This is a genomic window from Lactococcus sp. (assembly GCF_036648155.1).
Taxonomy (GTDB): Bacteria; Bacillota; Bacilli; order Lactobacillales; family Streptococcaceae; genus Lactococcus; species Lactococcus cremoris.
Genome location: NZ_JAVXIY010000005.1, coordinates 149,351 through 167,847, shown reverse-complemented (window position 1 = coordinate 167,847; position 18,497 = coordinate 149,351). Strand labels below are relative to the sequence as shown.

General features: G+C 33.9%; 14 protein-coding genes. 11 read left to right on the top strand and 3 right to left on the bottom strand.

Annotated features, from left to right (window positions below):
- Nucleotides 1-179: 179 nt before the first annotated feature.
- Both RSC39_RS06635 and RSC39_RS06630 read right to left on the bottom strand, forming a co-directional pair.
- Nucleotides 180-995: a methyltransferase domain-containing protein gene (locus RSC39_RS06635; RefSeq protein WP_063282350.1), complete on the bottom strand. Its 816-nt coding sequence runs from the start codon at nt 993-995 to the stop codon at nt 180-182.
- 41 nt (nt 996-1,036) lie between these two features.
- Nucleotides 1,037-2,659 (bottom strand): NFACT RNA binding domain-containing protein, encoded by a 1,623-nt coding sequence (locus tag RSC39_RS06630; protein WP_332536020.1) that lies wholly within the window; start codon nt 2,657-2,659, stop codon nt 1,037-1,039.
- A gap of 304 nt (nt 2,660-2,963) precedes the next feature.
- Between RSC39_RS06630 and RSC39_RS06625 the strand changes: the two genes are divergently transcribed.
- The 7 genes from RSC39_RS06625 (at nt 2,964) to RSC39_RS06595 (ending at nt 13,983) form a co-directional block, all read left to right on the top strand.
- Nucleotides 2,964-3,407 (top strand): hypothetical protein, encoded by a 444-nt coding sequence (locus tag RSC39_RS06625; protein ID WP_063282348.1) that lies wholly within the window; start codon nt 2,964-2,966, stop codon nt 3,405-3,407.
- Between the two features lie 332 nt (nt 3,408-3,739).
- Nucleotides 3,740-6,808, top strand: a complete 3,069-nt coding sequence (locus RSC39_RS06620) for an adhesive domain-containing protein (RefSeq protein WP_332536017.1) — start codon at nt 3,740-3,742, stop codon at nt 6,806-6,808.
- A 702-nt stretch (nt 6,809-7,510) separates the two neighbouring features.
- Nucleotides 7,511-7,930, top strand: coding sequence for a Spx/MgsR family RNA polymerase-binding regulatory protein (locus RSC39_RS06615; RefSeq protein ID WP_021037365.1), 420 nt, complete (start codon nt 7,511-7,513; stop codon nt 7,928-7,930).
- A 197-nt stretch (nt 7,931-8,127) separates the two neighbouring features.
- Nucleotides 8,128-9,066, top strand: a complete 939-nt coding sequence (locus RSC39_RS06610; RefSeq protein WP_096815655.1) for a 2-dehydropantoate 2-reductase — start codon at nt 8,128-8,130, stop codon at nt 9,064-9,066.
- Between the two features lie 145 nt (nt 9,067-9,211).
- Complete coding sequence (locus tag RSC39_RS06605; protein WP_332536012.1) at nt 9,212-10,384, top strand: exonuclease SbcCD subunit D; 1,173 nt, start codon at nt 9,212-9,214, stop codon at nt 10,382-10,384.
- Between the two features lie 2 nt (nt 10,385-10,386).
- On the top strand, nt 10,387-13,527 hold the full coding sequence (locus tag RSC39_RS06600) for an SMC family ATPase (protein ID WP_332536010.1): 3,141 nt from the start codon (nt 10,387-10,389) through the stop codon (nt 13,525-13,527).
- A gap of 225 nt (nt 13,528-13,752) precedes the next feature.
- Nucleotides 13,753-13,983, top strand: a complete 231-nt coding sequence (locus RSC39_RS06595) for a DUF4176 domain-containing protein (protein ID WP_063281292.1) — start codon at nt 13,753-13,755, stop codon at nt 13,981-13,983.
- A 78-nt stretch (nt 13,984-14,061) separates the two neighbouring features.
- Here the strand turns inward: RSC39_RS06595 and RSC39_RS06590 are convergent, their stop codons facing one another.
- Nucleotides 14,062-14,475, bottom strand: a complete 414-nt coding sequence (locus tag RSC39_RS06590) for a VOC family protein (RefSeq protein WP_332536008.1) — start codon at nt 14,473-14,475, stop codon at nt 14,062-14,064.
- A 290-nt stretch (nt 14,476-14,765) separates the two neighbouring features.
- On the opposite strand from RSC39_RS06590, the gene RSC39_RS06585 reads away from it, so the two are divergent.
- The 4 genes from RSC39_RS06585 to RSC39_RS06570 all read left to right on the top strand — a co-directional run bounded on the left by RSC39_RS06585 (nt 14,766) and on the right by RSC39_RS06570 (nt 18,487).
- Nucleotides 14,766-15,479, top strand: coding sequence for a metal ABC transporter ATP-binding protein (locus RSC39_RS06585; protein WP_332536006.1), 714 nt, complete (start codon nt 14,766-14,768; stop codon nt 15,477-15,479).
- Nucleotides 15,480-15,485: 6 nt separating this feature from the next.
- A complete protein-coding gene (locus RSC39_RS06580; protein WP_332536004.1) occupies nt 15,486-16,325 on the top strand; it encodes a metal ABC transporter permease in 840 nt (279 codons plus the stop codon).
- Entirely contained in the window at nt 16,325-17,272 is a 948-nt protein-coding gene (locus tag RSC39_RS06575) for a metal ABC transporter substrate-binding protein (RefSeq protein ID WP_332536002.1), read from the top strand. The genes RSC39_RS06580 and RSC39_RS06575 overlap by 1 nt, the downstream gene beginning before the upstream one ends.
- A 258-nt stretch (nt 17,273-17,530) precedes the next feature.
- Nucleotides 17,531-18,487: an ornithine cyclodeaminase family protein gene (locus RSC39_RS06570; RefSeq protein WP_332536000.1), complete on the top strand. Its 957-nt coding sequence runs from the start codon at nt 17,531-17,533 to the stop codon at nt 18,485-18,487.
- Nucleotides 18,488-18,497 lie beyond the last annotated feature (10 nt).

The following is an 18,497-nucleotide window of genomic DNA, read 5'->3' as shown; positions in this document are numbered from 1 at the left end:
TGGCTCCTTCTTATAAAATATTATAATAATAATGTAAATTGTAAAAATTACAAATTTAATTATACCAAATTTGTCTAAGATATGAAAGCCCCGTCATAGCAATAAACTCGAGGCTTTTCCCTAAGAATGCTTTTTGAAAATGATTACTTAAAAGTTGATTATTTTTCGATTAAAAAAATTTATTTTTGTCGCTTTAATACATCAATTTCAATACTGATTGTTACTTCCAAAGCTTCAAACTTTTTGAGATTTTCAATTCCCTCTGGTTTGATTTTCCAATAATGGGGAGTCATCAGGAGTAAACTTAATAAATCTTCTGTGGTTTGAATCGTCACTTGATAAGAATAATTTTCTTGCTCAACTAAAAATCCAGGGAAAGTCTTAATAGAAGAGGCTTTAACTTTTTCATGAATTTCAGGGTAGATAATATTTTTTAATTCAATGAGGTGGTCACTAGCGGCTCTGACGATGATAATATTTCCTTCGTCAGTAAGAATTCGGTCAATTTCTGGGACAGAATATTCTGCGAACATGGACAAAACAGTACTGACAGACTTGTCAGTAAAAGGGAGATTGGCAAAATTGGCTACTAACCATTGAATCGTTGTGTTTTTTTTAGCAGCCATGCGAATCCCGAGCTTAGAAATATCCATTCCATAAAGCTTAGCAGATTCTGCTGCCATTTCTTTTTGGAAACGTGAAAGATAGTAACCTTCCCCACAACCAATGTCGACAATGGTTTGGTTGATTGAAGACAAATTGTTTAAGCGTTGATTGACTCGGTCGGATAATTTTTCATAATAACCTTTTGCGAGAAAATCACGTCTGGCTGCCATCATTTCTTTTGAGTCGCCAGAAGTTTTTTTGGCATTTAAAAGAAGGTTAAGATAGCCTTCTTTAGCCAAATCAAAAGTATGATTATTCTCACATTTAAAAGTATTTCCTTCTTTTGTAAGTAAATGATTGCAAACAGGACATTTTATAATTTCAGACATGGATTCTCCAAATTTTTAAAATTAATTTTCGTCAGTAAACTTTACTTACTGATCTTACGTGATTTAATGACAGCTTCATCAGGAGTGACACGAATCGTTTTTTCACGATCATAGGTCACAAATCCTGGAGCTGTTCCGGTCGGCTTGTGTAATTTTTTGACATCCAAAACGTCTACTTGAACAAGATTTGAATAACGGGCCTTACTGAAATAGGCGGCTAATTCTCCGGCGAAAGTAATTGTTTCGTCAGAAGGGTTTGGATTTCCAGTAATCAAAACATGACTTCCTGGAATATCCTTAACGTGAAACCAAAGATCGCCTCGACGAGAAAGTTTGAAACTGACTTGTTCATTTTGTAAATTGTTTTTTCCGACCAAAATAATTGTTCCATCTTCAGCTTGATATTTTTCTGGTGGCAGCATTTTTTGTTTCTTATTGCGATATTTTTGTTTGATATAGCCAGTTTGAATTAATTCTTCACGAATATCAGCAATTTCAGGAACATCAGCATTTTCAAGATTGGACTCAACGGACTCTAAATAATGGATTGTTTCTTTAGTTTTGGCGATTTGTTCTCCCAAAAATTTGACAGCTTGTTTCAACTTTTGATAACGGTGGAAATAGCGTTGAGCATTTTGAGCGGGGCTTAGTGCGGGGTTTAAAGCGATGTCTAAGGGTTCGTTTGTATAGTAATTTTCTAAGGTCACACTTGTTTTATCGTTTGGGACTTGATTTAAGAAAGTGTTAAGCAACTCACCTTTTTGACGGAAAATTTCAGCATTGTCAGTAGCCAATAATTCTCGTTCTTGTTTCTTTAATTTATCACGATTTTTCTTTAATTCATTTTGGATTTTTTTAATGACAGAAGCAGCAACTTGTTTGACACGGTCACGTTCAGCTTTGTCAGCATAATAAACATCGAGCATTTCAGATAAGCTATCGAAGCTTACAAAATCATCAGCAAGTTGAATACTAGAAAAATTGTCAGTAGGATAAATTGATGGTTTAACCGTCAGTAATTTTTCTTTGAATTCTTTTACTGACAGACCAGTCAATGCGATTTTAGAATCGCGCCCAATCCCTTGGAATTTTTGTTGTAATTTTTCAGTTTGTAACGCATCAAAAATTTCTTCATCAGTAGCTTTAAAGGGGTCAGTAGCATTAGAAGCAGGCGGTGCGATATAGGTTGAGCCAGGCAAAATCGTCCGATATTGATTTTGCGAAAAGCCAATATGTTTGATTGATTCAATGATTTTTTGTGAGGTTTTTTCAAGCAAAATAATATTGCTGTGTTTCCCCATAATTTCAGCGATTAAAGCAATTTTTAGGCTGTCACCAATCTCATCTTTAGTAGAAATGTGAAAAATAATTTGGCGGTCATTTTCAACTTGTTCGATTTTTTCAAGGAAAGCCCCCGCTAAATATTTCCGTAAAATCATCACAAAGTTATTGGGGTTTTGAGGATTTTGAAAATCAGTTTTCGTCAGTTGGACCCGTCCAAATACAGGGTGAGCTGAAAGTAGAAGTTTATGAGATTTACCAGCTGACCGAATGGTTAAAACAAGTTCTTGGTCAAAAGGTTGATTAATTTTTTGAATACGTCCACCAACAAGCGGTTGCAATTCAGCCGTCATGTGGTGTAAAAAAATACCATCAAAGGACATTATGTGCCTCTTTCGTTTTATAGATTATAAAAACAGCTTTCACTGTTTATTTAGGAGCCTTTTATTTTTCAATTTACTGACAAAGGCCTGTCAGTAAAATATGAGAAAATTAATAACTATTTCTAAGCCAATTTTACCAAAAAAACGTTAATTTTTCTTGTATTTTTCAAGTTATTGTTTATGATTTCATAAAAAGCTAAGAATGTAGCTTAATTAGCATATCGACTTTTATCAATAAAAAATGTTAAAATGAAAAGAGGATTAAACTCAGGAAAGTTATTAAATTAGAAATATAGGATGTTAAATGAATAAAATAGTTAGTATATTTCAGCGAATTTTGCGAATTGTCATGTTTATTGTTGCAGTGGCAATGCTTTTCGGGGCTCTGTTTTTACTTGGTATCCATCAGACAAATAAAAGTTTAGAAAAAACAGCTGTTTCTGGAAAAATTGTTTATGGTACAGATGTGAAAGCAATTCATGAAGTATCCTATAAATACGACGGAAAAGAATATCAAAAACGTCCCTTGGATGTTTATTTTAGAAGATTAGGTGATGAAGGCGATAAAATTACAGTTTATGTTGCTCAGGATCATCCGACACGAATTTTCATTTCAAGGACAGGGCGACCACTAATCGATTCTGCAGGATTAATTGGAGGTTGGAGTCTGGTTTTACTCTTGATTTTATTTGGAGAACATCAACTTTTGCGAAGAATGAAAATACTGGAAGAAAATACAAATAAATAAACTTTAAAACTATTTTGGGGTCTGAATAAAAATGCAATCTTAATAAAAATATTGACAAAAAGAGAAATCGCTAACATTGGCGATTTTTTTTGTTGTTTAAAACAAGCGACTAGAAGCTTTGAAAAGCTAAACAAAGGCTTTTTATGAACTTTCTTCTTTTGACACAAGCTCTTGTTAAAGTCAGGAATGGTCAAGTAAAAACCAAAGTATTTTTATGTTTTTTTATAAACAAATGGTGTATACAATAGATTACTTTATGGAAATTACCAAACAATTTCTTGTGTCTGATCATCATAAGATATTGCCAACATGATTTAGGAGGATTGGAAAAAATGGAAATGCAGAAAAAAAAGGCACCACGTAAAAAAGGTAAAGTAATAACCAAGCGTAAAGTCCTATCAGCGACCATGTCTGGGACATTATTGATGACTTCAGTAATTATCCCAACGACTTATAGTTTGCTATCAAATCAGATCACTGCAAAAGCTGCGGCTTTAAATATTGATCTCTTGCAAAATATTACTTCAAGCAATAATAGCGGGACAACTACAAGCAATCGCTGGGCTAGTGGTTCAGGAACTCGAAACGTTGATTTTACAATTGCCGGAGGTGCATTGGCTAATGTTGCCCTCCTTTCAGGCCCTCGTTATGCTGTTTTGACAATTCCGCAAGAGCTTCGTGGCTATGTTGCGGCTAATGGGAATACTTCGGTTACAACGAATATCACGATTGACTTTAATAAAGTTGCACTCATCAATGCAATTGTTAGTGCTGGAGATACTTTTGTTGCGGGAGTAGCCACAATTTTAGGTAATAATCCTTTAGCCAGTATTAATTTAACAGAGGTGACGACTCAGCTTAATCTATTAAAGGGAATTCAAAATATTGGCGGTGGAACTTTTACATCAGCCACGACCCTTAATGGTAATTCAGTGCTGAGTGCGCCTTTAAATGATGGGATGGGAGCAATTTTAGCTCAAAACGTCAGAACTATTCTAGAAAATTTACGAACAGCAGTTAGTAATCTTTCTGCAACAGGAATAGCAGCACCTGCCGCTAATACTGCCCTTGCTTTGATCAAGCCTGCACTGATAACATCCATAGATAATGTTTTAGTTCCATTAGTAAATGGAACAGGTGGAATTTTAGATCTTCTTTTAAATGCTTCGGCACTTGGGGATACAAGAATTACCATTCCTACAAAAATCACTGCCCCACCAAGTATTCAAAGTAACCTCGATGCACGTTTTGTAGGTTCTGCTGTTCAAACCAATTTATTAGACGTTAATGTTCTAAGTGGTGCTGATGGAGTTTCTTACGTATATTTAGCTGGAGATGTTAATCTAACGTTGGTTGCTCCAACAGGAAATCTAACAGCAAAGACCTCAGCAGTTGGTGCAAGTAATGCAACTGCGACGATTCCAACTACCTTAAAAAATAGTGCAGGTACTGATATTCCAGTCACCTCAGTCATTACTAATTCCTCGGGGACTCCAGTGACCAACGGTCAATTATCAGCGGGTACTTACACTGTCACCTATTCAGCCGCAGGCTATGCAAATGTAACGCAAACTTTAGTGGTTACTGACCCAGCAGATACAACTGCCCCAGATGCTCCAACGGTTGGAAGTGTCACAGGCAATAGCACCAATGGTTACACCGTTACGGGGACTGCCGAACCTAATTCAACCATCACAATTAAAGATAATAATGGCGATACAGTTGGGACCGGAACGACAGATGGCAGCGGAAACTATACAGTGACTCTCCCAGGCTCAGTTGGTCCTAATGCTCCATTGGCAATCACTGCAACAGATGGTTCAGGCAATGTCAGTGCCCCAACCTCAGCGACAACCCCAGCAGATCCAGTTAGTCCAGTTTTAGTAGCTCCAACAGGTAACTTGACAGCGACAACCTCAACTGTGGGTGCCGCAGATGCGATGACTACTCTTCCAGCGAGTCTCAAAGACAGTACAGGAGCTGACATTCCAGTCACTTCAGTGATTACCAATCCTTCAGGAACTGCAATGACCAATGGCAACTTGTCAGCGGGTACCTACACCGTCACTTATACGGCCGCAGGCTATGAAGATGTGACCCAAACGCTAGTGGTTTCTGACCCAGCAGATACAACTGCCCCAGATGCTCCAACGGTTGGAAGTGTCACAGGCAATAGCACCAACGGCTACATGGTTACAGGGACTGCCGAACCTAATTCAACCATCACAATTAAAGATAATAACGGAGATACAGTTGGAACCGGAACGACAGACGGAAGTGGAAACTATACAGTGACTCTCCCAGGCTCAGTTGGTCCTAACGCTCCACTAAATGTCACAGCGACAGATAGTTCAGGTAATGTCAGTGATCCCGCTACAGCGACAACACCGGCAGATTCAGATACAACTGCTCCCGATTCTCCAGTAGTCGGAAGTATCACAGGCAATAGCACCAACGGTTACACCGTTACAGGGACTGCCGAACCTAATTCGACTATTACAATTAAAGATAATAACGGAGATACAGTTGGGACTGGAACGACAGATGGCAGCGGAAACTATACAGTGACTCTCCCAGGCTCAGTTGGTCCTAATGCTCCATTGACAATCACTGCAACAGATGGTTCAGGCAATGTCAGTGACCCAACCTCAGCGACAACACCTGCAGATCCAGTTAGTCCAGTTTTAGTAGCCCCAACAGGAAATTTAACAGCAACCACTTCTAAAAAAGGTGTAGCGGACGCAACAGCTACCCTACCAAGTACACTTAAAGATAGTACTGGAAAAACTGTTTCGGTTACCCATGTAATTACCAACTCAACAGGAATGGTAGTAGCGAATGGCAAACTCTCCGCAGGTACCTATAAAGTCACTTATTCAGCAGAGGAATATGAAAATGTGACCCAACCCTTGACAGTCAGTGATCCATCGTCTAACACTGATACGACGGCTCCAAGCGCTCCAACTGTAGATAGTGTAACCGGGGATTCTGGTAGTGGATATACGGTAAATGGTAAAGGTGAACCTGGTTCCACTATTACTGTTAAAAATCCGACAACAGGCGAAGTTTTAGGCACTGCTGTAGCGGGAGTGGATGGAAGTTATACAATTAAACTTCCTCTTGGAATTAACCCAGGAACACAGCTTTCTGTTACTGCAACAGATGCATCTGGAAATACCAGCGAACCAACGTCCTTTACTACACCGCCAACAACAATGAATGGAGGGATGATGAATGGAAATATGAGTACAAATATAGGTGGAAAACATTTTTCAACAGCTGATTTACCAGCAACAGGTGAAACAAATGCAGGTTGGTTGAGTATGGTTGGAACTGTTCTTCTCTCTCTATTTGGAGCAATATTCTTCTGGCGTAAGAAAAATAAAGAAGATAAACATTAATTAATGAATAAAAATTTTCAAACAAATTATTGGTTAAAGTCTTTAAAATACGGTAAAATTAGAGAGTCAAAGCCTATCCAACTTTGACATCTCTGAAATTCTTTTCAAATTACAAACATTGAGTCAGCCTTAGGGCTGGCTTTTTTACTTTTATTGAAAAAAATTAATTGATAAACAAATTTTTGAAGGATATATAAATTAAATATAACGAAAATCGGAGCTTTTTTCTTCATAAGCTGTTATTTTTTTGGTATAATGGTGTTAAGAGAATGAAATGATTCTCTTAAAACTTTAGATTTTTTAAGCTATAAAGTAGTTGTAGGAAGAAACCAGTTCGGTATGATCGTCTATGATCTCTAACGGGAGGAAATCAATTGTCTAAAAAAATATCAGTAAAAGTGGTCAAAAATAGTAAACAGCAAACAGAGAGAAACACTCTCCTTGCGGACACCTTTGAAAATCGATGGTTCCAAAATGAATGGAAGCACAAGTTTAAGACATTAACTTCTGGAGAAAGAAAATAATAAAATTAAAATAAAGTCATCATTTATGATGGCTTTTTCTGTTTAATAAAATAAAAACAAATAAATAATAAAAAAATGAAAAAGAAATAATAATATATATTGACAAAAATAATTTGATTTAATATAATATGAGTACAAATGAGAAAAAAATAACAAAACAAAAAAAGGAAGTAAAGCCATGATTAAATTATTTTCTTCAACGAATTGCAGTTCTAGTAAAAAAATGAGACAGTGGTTAATTGCAAATAAATTAGAATTTACAGAAGTAAGTATTTTAGAAAATAGCTTATTTAAAAATGATATTTTAAGAATACTCTCATTAACTGAAAGTGGAGTAGAGGAAATTATTTCCAAAAGAAGTAGTGCCTATAAAAAATTATCAAAAATTCTTGATTTTGATTCTCTTACTTTAAATGAGCTTGTAGACTTAATTGTAAAAAATGAAAAATTACTTCGACGTCCTTTAGTTATTGATGATTATCGTCTACAAGTTGGATATAATGAAGACGATATTCGTAAATTTCTTCCTCGTAAAGTTCGTCAATTAGGACTGATGGAAGCAATCGAGAATGTTCGACTTTGGGATCAAGCAAAATAGTAGATAGTTCAAAAAATGAAAAAATTCTGAATATTCTCTCACAGGATTATTAAAGCGAATCTTTGATTTTTATCTCATAAAAAGCTACAATTTTGACTATAAATAATTTGTTATCTATAAATTACTAAACTGAACTCGTTTTAAAATTACGAATTCAGTTATTTTATGGGGAAAAATATATAGATTGAGAGAATAAAATGAGAATCACAATTGCCGGTGCAGGAGCGATGGGAAGCCGTTTTGGGCTTATGCTTCATAGAGGGGGCAACGAAGTGACCCTTGTAGATGGTTGGCTTGAACATGTGACTGCAATTAAAGAACATGGCCTACAAGCAAATTTTAATGGTGAAGAAATCACTGCTCATCTATCAGTAGAATTACAATCTAATATTTCATCAGAAGAAAAAACAGATTTAATTATTTTATTTACGAAAGCAATGCAGTTAGATAAAATGCTTCAGGACATTAAACCTTTAATTGCTGAGCATACAAAAGTTCTTTGCTTACTTAATGGGATTGGTCATGAAGATATTATTGAAAAATATGTTTCTAAAAATAATATTTTTATTGGGAATACCATGTGGACTGCAGGTTTAGAAGGACCAGGAAAAGCAAAACTATTTGGAAATGGTTCTGTTGAACTTCAAAATTTCATTCCTGGCGAAGAAGAAACGGCTAAAAAACTAGCAAACATTTTATCTGCTTCAGGATTAAATGCTAACTATTCTGATAACATCCATTATTCAATTTACCGAAAAGCGTGCGTTAATGGGACAATGAATGGACTCTGCACTATTTTGGATACTAATATGGCTGGATTGGGAGCAACAAAACCTGCTCACGATATGGTTGTTACAATTGTCAAAGAATTTGCGGCAGTTGCAAAACATGAGGATGTGAATCTTGATATAGATGAGGTCGTAGAACATGTTGAGACATGTTTTGACCCTGAAACTATTGGCTTACATTATCCTTCAATGTATCAAGATTTGATAAATAATAATCGCTTGACAGAGATAGATTATATTAATGGTGCAGTTTCACGTAAAGGGAAAAAATATCAGATAGCTACTCCTTACTGTGACTTTTTGACTCAATTAGTTCATAGTAAAGAAGAGTTATTAAAGGCGAAATAAAATAATTTTAGTTTCTGAAAAAGGCTAGTCTATAATTAGCCTTTTTTGTTTTCTTTAGGGATGAGGATAACAATCTGGTAGCAAACAAACTAAAGTTTTTTTGATAATGTTATAATAATAATTAAATTCACTTGGGGAGATAAATATGAAGTTTTTACATACGTCAGATTGGCACATTGGGAGAACGATAAATGGTTTTTCATTATTAGAAGAGCAAAAATATGCCTTTAAACAAATTCTTTCTCTGGCAAAAGAATATGAAGTTGATGGAATAATTATTGCTGGAGATTTGTATGACCGAGCGGTTCCAAGTGCAGATTCTGTTATTACTTTTAATCAAATGTTAAGAGAAATGAACATCATCGAAAAATTTCCAATTTATGCAATTTCAGGAAATCATGATGGGGCCAAGAGATTAAATTATGCCAAAGAATGGTTGGATTTTAATCAATTACATTTACGGACTTCTTTAGAGGAAGCTTTTATTCCAATTGAAACTGAGCAAGTTCAATTATTTTTATTACCTTTTTTTGATCCGATGGATGCAAGGATATACTTTTCAAGTCAGGGTCTGGACGAGGAAAAAGCAAAAGAGATCAAAACTATTGATGAAGCAATGACCTTAGTTATTTCTGAAATGCAAACACATTTTGATAAAAACAAAAAGCAAATTTTAGTGACACATTTTGCGGTAAGTCCTCATAAAGAAGAGATTAACTTAACAAGTGAAACTACCTCAAAAGTGGGTGGTTTAGCAACTTTAAATGTTATTCAATTCGAAGCGTTTGATTATGTGGCCTTAGGACACATCCACACTAGATTTGCTTCACCCAGTGAGAAGGTACAGTATTCTGGAAGTCCTGTAAAATTTAACACAAAAGAAGCAAAAACTCAAAAGGGAGTTTTTATTGTAGAAACACAGCAAGATTCCGTCAGCTCTGAGTTTATTCCTTTACAAATCCAAACGGATTTAGTTGTTATTGAAGAAGAGTGGGACACCTTAATCAGTCGAGAGTTTTACGAAAATCAGCCAATTCATCAAGCTTGGTTCGCTATCACCATAAAAAACTTTGATAGAGCAAAACTTGCAGGACGAAATTTACGTGCCCAACTTCAAAAAGTATATGGAACCATAGTGGAATTGGATTATAAATTTAAAAATATTTCGTCAGTAAAAAGTAAAACTCAAAATATTGAAAGCTTGGATAATATTGGGATACTTTCAAATTTTTATGAAGTTACAACTGGTGAGACTTTAAGTGGCTTGCAGCAAGAAATTATTGAGAACACGTTCAAACAAATAGAAGGAGAAAAATAATAATGAAACCTATATATTTAGAAATGAATTATTTTGGTCCTCATGAGAAATCGATTGTTGATTTCCGTCTATTAGATGAATCGCCTATTTTTCTAATTAGTGGTGATACGGGAGCAGGAAAATCAACTATATTTGATGCGATGACCTATGCATTGTTTGGCACAACAACAGGAGATAGAGATGCTAAGGAAATGAGAAGTCAGTTCGCCACTCCTGATAATTTGACAAGTGTTGTATTCTATTTTAAACAGGGGGACTTATTATATAAAATTGAACGAAAACCCGAGCAAAATATTGCTAAAAAAAGAGGTAGTGGGACAACAATTTTTAAAGCAACTGCCAAATTAGCAGTTGTTGATAGAGTGGCAGGAATTGAAAAAGCAAATATTGCTACAATCCCCAAAAATGTTGGAGAGGAAATAACGCGACTCTTACATTTGAATGCTGAACAGTTCAAAAAAATTATCCTGCTTCCGCAAAATGATTTTTCAAGATTTTTAAAGTCTTCAACTCCAGAAAAAGAATCAATTTTAAAGAAAATATTCGGAACATCAATATTTACAGCTTTTAGTAATGCCATAAAATTACAAAACTCAGAAATAAATGCAATTTTTGCAGAGTATGAACGCAAATTACAAAGTTATTATGAATCTCAAATTTGGAGCTCTTTTGAATTAGAAAGATTAGAAGTAGCTCCTGAACATGAAAAATTTAATGAAATGCTTTTTCTTAAAGAAGAACGGACGAAAGTAAAAGAAGAAACAATATCCAAAAACTTAGAACAAAAAGAAAAAGTAACTTTATTAGAAGATTCATATAAAATTGCACTAAATTTATATAATGACTTTGAAAATTTAAGTAAATTAGAAAGTGATTATCAAGAAAAAATTATTGAACAGTCTCAAAGCTACAATAAAAATCTGAAACATTTTGAGGAATTAACTTGGGCCCAACCTCTTAAACAGAGCCTTCATGAACTCGAACAAGATAAAAAAACATCTAAAGATTTAGAGATGAAAATTACTGACCTGACTACTAAAACATTGACAGAAGAAAAATTGTTGCAAAATTTACTGACAGAAAATGAACATTTAAGTGAACAGCAACAAAGGATCAATGATCAGAAAAGTGAGTCTGAAAGTTTAATTACACAAATTCAACAGGCTTTTGAAGCTGAGAAAAAGCAAGCCAAGATTGTTGATCTAAGAAATAAGCAATCAGAGACTCAACAATCATTGAAAAATTCAAAAGATGTTTTAATTGAATTTAATCAAGAAATATTAAGGCTAAGAGAAAATATCATTTCTGATTCATATTTTTCTGAGAAGAAAGAGGAAATAAATCAATTAAAACTCACTTTCCAGGGAAAATTACTTCCTGATTTTCAAAGGATTTCATGGTTAGAAAAGGAAAATCTTGATTTAAGTAATAAGTTAGAGAGTACAAAGAAGGAACTCTCTGAAAATAAAAAGCATCTAAATGATGTTCAAATGGCACATGAAGAAAAAATAAAGGGAAGACGACGTTTGATGATTGCTCAACTTCAAACGGAATTAGAAGAAAATGAACCTTGTCCTGTTTGTGGTGCCTTAGAGCATCCGTCAGTAGATGAAATTGAAAATATTTCTTATGAAAAATTAGGAATTTTACTAAAAGAAATAGATGAATCTCAAAAGTTACTAGCAACTTTACTAGAAAAAAATAAGCAGCTAAACCAATTAACGACTGAAATCACTAATAACCTTGCCTTGAAATCAGCCGAAAAAGAACAAGTCATTAAGAATTTCTCGCTTCTCTATCGTGAATTTATTTCTAATTACTCAGATATTTTTCCGTCAGCATTTGATGAATCCGCCATTGAAGGGCTTATTCAAAATTTGGAAAGTGCTTTGATTAAAGAGGAAGGAGAAAATAATCAGTTAAAAATAAATTTAACTGATTTGGAAGAAAAATATTTAGGATTACAAGAAGAAGTAAAAAAACTTGAAAATACCTACCTTGAGTTTTCTACTCAAATAGAAAATTTGCTGACAGAAATAAGAGATTCAGCTGTGACTCAAACCAGTGAATATTTACAAGATAAGCGCAATAAACTCAAAGAGGAAATTGCATTATTTGAAAAGCGTTTAGCTGATCTAACATCTAATATTTCGGAGATAAAAATATCAGTTGCTACTAAAAAAGCCAATCTTAAATCTTTAAATATTCAGTTGATAGATTTAAGTGAACGAATAAAAAATAATCAGGATAAGATTGACAAGACATTGCTTCAACCTGAGGCCTTGACTACAGATTTCCAGGTATTATGGGAATGGGCTAATGACGATAAGTGGCTTGAACTATCTCAAAAAGTCGAACAATACAAGTCAGAAAAATCAAGATTAGAACAAGAGATTAATAGCCTGCATAAAAAACTTCTAAATAAAGGTCGTCCGAATCTTGAAGAGATTGAGAATCGCAAAAAACAAGAAACAGACCTCTACCTTTCTTTACAGAAGAAATTAGCAGCTGATGAAACAGCTGAACAACAAGCAATCGTAATTCTTTCTGATGTGAGAAAACTAATGAAAGGTCAAGAGAAACAATTTGAAAAAAGAAAAGCCATTGGCCAACTTTATGGTGCGATTTCAGGAAAATTGTCTGAAGATAAATTAAGACTAGAAACTTTTGTGGTGCAAAATTATTTAGAAAAAATTCTTGATTATGCTAATATTCACTTTATCAATCAACTCTCAAATAACCGTTATCGCTTTGAACTTGCCGAAGAAGGAAATAACCGGCGCATGGATCATGGATTAGACATTAACATCTATGATAATGAAACGGGTGCCTCTCGTTCAGCTGATACCTTATCTGGCGGTGAGACATTTATTACGGCTTTATCTATTGCGCTTGCTTTAAGTGAGGTAGTACAAAATACTGCAAATGGTGTTCAGATTGAAGCCTTATTTATCGATGAGGGCTTTGGTTCCCTTGACCAAGAAACTTTGCAAAAAGCAATGCAAGCTCTTGAACAAATCGGGAAAAATAGATTGGTTGGTGTCATAAGTCACGTAGAAGAGATGAAATCGACAATTGGTCAGCAAATTATCATTAAAAAAGTGGGTGATGGAAGAAGTGAAGTTAAATCTATCATCAAATAATTCTTATAAAATATTTTAAAAAGAATTGAGTTAGAGAAAATAATAATTTTATTTTATTTGTTTTTTATTATAATTGTAATTTGTAGATTTATATGTGCCTAAATGGTATAATTAATTTAATGTTTCGCAAAAAATGTAATAAATCAACTGGGATTTGAAAAGCCCCAATTTGGGTAGAAGATTCATGATATTGCACGAAAAATTGAATCAAATAGGAAAAAACAGATGAAAAAAATGTTAAAGGAATTTTTACCGCTTGGGAGTGTTGTTTTACTTGCAGGTGGAGAAGAGCGATTAATGATTATTGGTCACAAGCAAATAGAAATAGAAACTAAACGTGAATTTGATTATTCGGCTGTTCTATTTCCAGATGGCTACAAAAATGATCAGAGACTTTATTATTTCAATCGAGAAGAAATTGTTTATATTTTTCAAATGGGATTTTTCGATAATTAAAAATAACTAACAAAAAACAAGAAGAGATAACTTCTTGTTTTTTTATATTTTTATTTAGAAATCAAAAGGTTGGATAAACTAATTATTATTCATCTCTGGATTCATCCAAACAGGTTCTAAGCAATTTCCATCTAAATCATGCACTTCTAAACCATACATCATTTCTTCAGGGATACCATCATCCAAATGAATCGATTTTCCACCATTTTCGCTGGCAAGTTTACCAAAATTTTTAACTGCATCAGCATTAGGCAATGTAAATGAAATCAGCGCAGCGCTTGTTGTTCTTGTATCAGCAATTTTCCTTTCCCCAATAAAACTTTGATAGCGTTCGTGAGAAAGAAGCATGATGAAAAATTTTTCATCCCAAACCATACAGCTGACAAGATTATCTGAGAAATTTGGATTTTTTTTGAAACCAATTTTTTCATAAAAAGTTGTTGAAGCTTGAACATCCGTTACCGGAAAGTTAACAAAAACCATAGTCGTCATAGATAGACCCTCCTTGTTTGGTAATATGCAAAATATTGTGACTGTCATTATAAATGAGAGGGTTTGTCCTCACAAACTCTCCTTAACAATTATATCCTTATATGAAGTATATCAAATACAGACAAGGGATACTATATTAATGACTTATTATTTTATTTGTTCTAAAAAATAGCGCAGGCAATATATATTGATTATATTTTTAGCGTATGCTACAATTGTTTTATGAAATATTTTGACTTTACTAGACTAAAGATTTAGATCTTGGTCATTTATATAATGAAAGGAATTAAATGATAAAAATTGAACACTTAAATGTATTCTATAGCGAAAATAAAGCACTGACAGATGTTCAACTAAAACTTGAATCTGGTGGAATTATCGGTATGATTGGCCCAAATGGTGCGGGAAAATCAACCTTAATAAAAGCAATTTTAAATATCATTCCTTATTCAGGGAGAATACTGATTGAAGGAAAGGAACGTAAAAAATTCTTAAAAAATATTGCTTATGTGGAGCAAAAAAGTAATATTGATCTTACTTTTCCAATCACAGTCAAAGAATGTGTTTCTTTAGGGACTTATACAGGCTTGAAACTCTTTCAAAAAGTTGGAAGTAAAGAGTGGCTGCGAGTTGCCCAAGCGCTTGAAAAAGTAAATTTGTCAGAATATGCAAATCGACAAATAGGGGAATTATCTGGTGGACAGTTTCAACGGGTTTTATTAGCGAGATGTCTGGTTCAAGAAGCTGATTATATATTTTTAGATGAACCCTTTGTGGGAATTGACTCGGTAAGTGAAAAAATCATTATGGATATTCTTCAAGATTTGAAAGAACAAGGGAAATTGATTTTAATTGTACATCATGATTTAAGCAAGGTGAAAGTCTATTTTGATGAACTGATTATTCTTAATAAGGAAATAATTGCTTACGGGAAGGTTAAAGAGAGCTTTACTCACGAAAATTTAAAAAAAGCATATGGGGATAATATTTTTATAGGAGATTAAATTGAGATGATACAAAATTTTATAAATGGCTTATACGAGTTTCATTTTTTGCAAAATGCCTTGATTACAGCGGTTGTGATAGGAATTGTTTCGGGAGCAGTTGGTTGCTTTATTATTTTAAGAGGGATGTCACTGATGGGAGATGCAATCTCTCATGCGGTCCTCCCAGGGGTGGCCATTTCTTATATTTTAGGTATAAATTTCTTTATTGGAGCGATTGCTTTTGGACTTTTGTCATCACTTATAATTACTTATATCAAAAATAATAGTCTAATTAAAGGGGATACCGCAATTGGAATTACGTTTAGCTCATTTTTGGCTTTAGGTATCATTTTGATAGGAGTGGCTAATAGTTCAACAGACTTATTCCATATTCTTTTTGGGAATATCTTAGCAGTACAAGATATAGAAAAATGGTTAACAATCGGTGTATCCATTTTTGTATTAATCGTGATTGTTCTTTTCTTTAAGCAACTTTTAATTACCTCATTTGACCCATTAATGGCAAAAGCTATAGGTATGAAAGTTAATTTTTATCATTATCTTTTGATGGTTTTGCTGACTTTAGTTTCTGTTACAGCAATGCAAAGTGTGGGGACCATTTTAATTGTGGCTATGTTGATTACACCAGCAGCAACGGCTTACTTATATACCAATAGTTTGAAAAAAATGCTAATTCTTTCATCTTCAATTGGAGCAATCTCATCTGTTCTAGGATTATTTATTGGTTATACTTTCAATATTGCGGCCGGTTCAAGCATTGTGATTACCTCAGCCATTATATTTACAGTAAGTTTTTTAATTTCACCAAAACAGAAATTTATAAGAAAGAGGGTTAAAGTTTAATGCTAAATAAACATAAGAAGTTTCTACTTGCTATTGTGCTAATTATGACAGCTATTTCTTTAGTGGCTTGTTCTAAAAATACAAATCAGTCTATAAAAAAAGCGGATGACAAATTAAATGTAGTCGTCACTAATTCTATTCTGGCAGACATGACTAAAAATATTGCCAAAGATAAAATTAACTTGCACAGTATTGTTCCTGTCGGGAAAGACCCTCATGAATATGAACCTTTGCCAGATGATGTTCAAAAAACTTCTAGAGCTGATTTAATTTTCTATAATGGAATAAACTTGGAGACCGGCGGAAATGCTTGGTTTACAAAATTAGTCAAAAATGCAAATAAAAAAGAAAATGTAGACTACTTTCCAGTCAGTAAAGGGGTTGATGTCATCTATCTTGAAGGAAAGAGCACTGAGGGAAAAGAAGATCCACACGCCTGGCTTAATTTAGAAAATGGGATAATCTATGCCCAAAACATTGAAAAAGAATTATCAAAAAAAGATCCTGACCAGAAAGATTTTTATCAAAACAACTTGAATAAGTATATAAACAAACTAACTAAGCTAGATAAGGAAGCTAAAGCAAAATTTGCTTCAATTCCAGAAAATAAAAAAATGATTGTGACAAGCGAAGGCTGCTTCAAATATTTTTCTAAAGCTTATGATATCCCTTCTGCTTATATTTGGGAAATTAATACCGAAGAAGAAGGAAGCCCAGAACAAATAAAAACGTTAGTGAGAAAACTACGAGCCTCGGATCTAAAATCTTTATTTGTGGAGAGTAGTGTTGATAAACGTCCAATGAAAACAGTTGCGAAAGATACCAATATTCCAATCTACTCAACAATCTTTACTGATTCAGTAGCGAAAAGTGGAGAGAATGGCGACAGTTATTATCGCATGATGGAATGGAATATAAACAAAATCTATGATGGACTTTCAAAATAGATATTTTTGAGCATTAAACTAATTTTATTTTTTGAAGAGAAAAATATTGTAAAAAGAGTATGAGTTTAATAAGGTAATCGAATGGACAAGCCAATTAAAAAAATTTAAAAATCTTTTTTAATCCCAAAAAAGATTTATCATAATTTAGGGTTAGGACCTTTAATAATGCGTATGCCATACAATATTAATATTGTATCTCGTTTACAGTAGAGATATAATATTAACAGAACAAAATAAATCTTAGTAAGAGAGAGTAGTATGAAACAAGTAAGTTATGATGAAGTCATTGAGCAATTGAGCTTTAAAGAATCAATTCAAGTAATGAAAGATTGTTTTAATGATCATGAAAATGGAACAATCGCTCAAAGAGAGCGAATGGTTGAAATATTACCTGATGGAAAAGATAAAAATGTTTTTGCTTTAATGCCAGCTTACCTTGGTGAAAAACGCTATTTTGGTGCTAAAATTATTACGGCCTTTCCTGATAATCATAGCTTAAATCTTCCTTCTCACGTAGGAGAAGTTATGCTATTTGACTCACAAAATGGTCTTCCAGTTGCGCTTATTAATGCAAATGCGATTACTTGGATTCGGACTGCTGCAGTTTCAGCTCTAGCAACAAATTTTTTGGCAAAAGAAGACTCATCAATCCTTACTCTTCTTGGAACTGGGCAACAGGCCAGCTCACATTTAGAAGCTATTTTATGTGTGCGTCCAATCAAAGTAGTGCGTGTCTATGACCTCAATCAAAAAGCAGCTGCAGCATTTATTGAACGTATGCAGGCGAATCATCCTGAGTTGGAATTTATCAATTCTAACAATCTTAGAGAAGCAGTAGAACATTCAGATATTGTATGTACATTAACACCAAGTAAGGAAGCCTTTTTGGAAGCTGACTTTATTTCGGAAGGGACACATATTAACGCTATTGGAACTTTCACTCCAACTACACGGGAACTTAAGAGTGAGTTGATGGTCAAAGGGAAGGTTTATGTTGATGATTATGAAGCAGCTTTAAAAGAGAGCGGAGATTTATTAATTCCAATTGCCGAAGGGCTGATGAAAGAAGAAAATATCGTTGGCTCTTTAGGAGAATTGGTTACAGATAAAGTAGCTGGTCGAGCAAATATTGAAGAAATTACGATATTCGATGCAGTAGGTTTGGCTGTTGAAGATTTATGTTGTGCAGAATATATTTACAAAAAATTAAAATAGGAGATGTTTT

Coding starts and splice junctions, on each gene's coding strand:
- RSC39_RS06635 (WP_063282350.1), bottom strand. CDS start 995: ATGTCTGAAATTATAAAATGTCCTGTTTGCAATCATTTACTTACAAAA.
- RSC39_RS06630 (WP_332536020.1), bottom strand. CDS start 2,659: ATGTCCTTTGATGGTATTTTTTTACACCACATGACGGCTGAATTGCAA.
- RSC39_RS06625 (WP_063282348.1), top strand. CDS start 2,964: ATGAATAAAATAGTTAGTATATTTCAGCGAATTTTGCGAATTGTCATG.
- RSC39_RS06620 (WP_332536017.1), top strand. CDS start 3,740: ATGGAAATGCAGAAAAAAAAGGCACCACGTAAAAAAGGTAAAGTAATA.
- RSC39_RS06615 (WP_021037365.1), top strand. CDS start 7,511: ATGATTAAATTATTTTCTTCAACGAATTGCAGTTCTAGTAAAAAAATG.
- RSC39_RS06610 (WP_096815655.1), top strand. CDS start 8,128: ATGAGAATCACAATTGCCGGTGCAGGAGCGATGGGAAGCCGTTTTGGG.
- RSC39_RS06605 (WP_332536012.1), top strand. CDS start 9,212: ATGAAGTTTTTACATACGTCAGATTGGCACATTGGGAGAACGATAAAT.
- RSC39_RS06600 (WP_332536010.1), top strand. CDS start 10,387: ATGAAACCTATATATTTAGAAATGAATTATTTTGGTCCTCATGAGAAA.
- RSC39_RS06595 (WP_063281292.1), top strand. CDS start 13,753: ATGAAAAAAATGTTAAAGGAATTTTTACCGCTTGGGAGTGTTGTTTTA.
- RSC39_RS06590 (WP_332536008.1), bottom strand. CDS start 14,475: ATGACGACTATGGTTTTTGTTAACTTTCCGGTAACGGATGTTCAAGCT.
- RSC39_RS06585 (WP_332536006.1), top strand. CDS start 14,766: ATGATAAAAATTGAACACTTAAATGTATTCTATAGCGAAAATAAAGCA.
- RSC39_RS06580 (WP_332536004.1), top strand. CDS start 15,486: ATGATACAAAATTTTATAAATGGCTTATACGAGTTTCATTTTTTGCAA.
- RSC39_RS06575 (WP_332536002.1), top strand. CDS start 16,325: ATGCTAAATAAACATAAGAAGTTTCTACTTGCTATTGTGCTAATTATG.
- RSC39_RS06570 (WP_332536000.1), top strand. CDS start 17,531: ATGAAACAAGTAAGTTATGATGAAGTCATTGAGCAATTGAGCTTTAAA.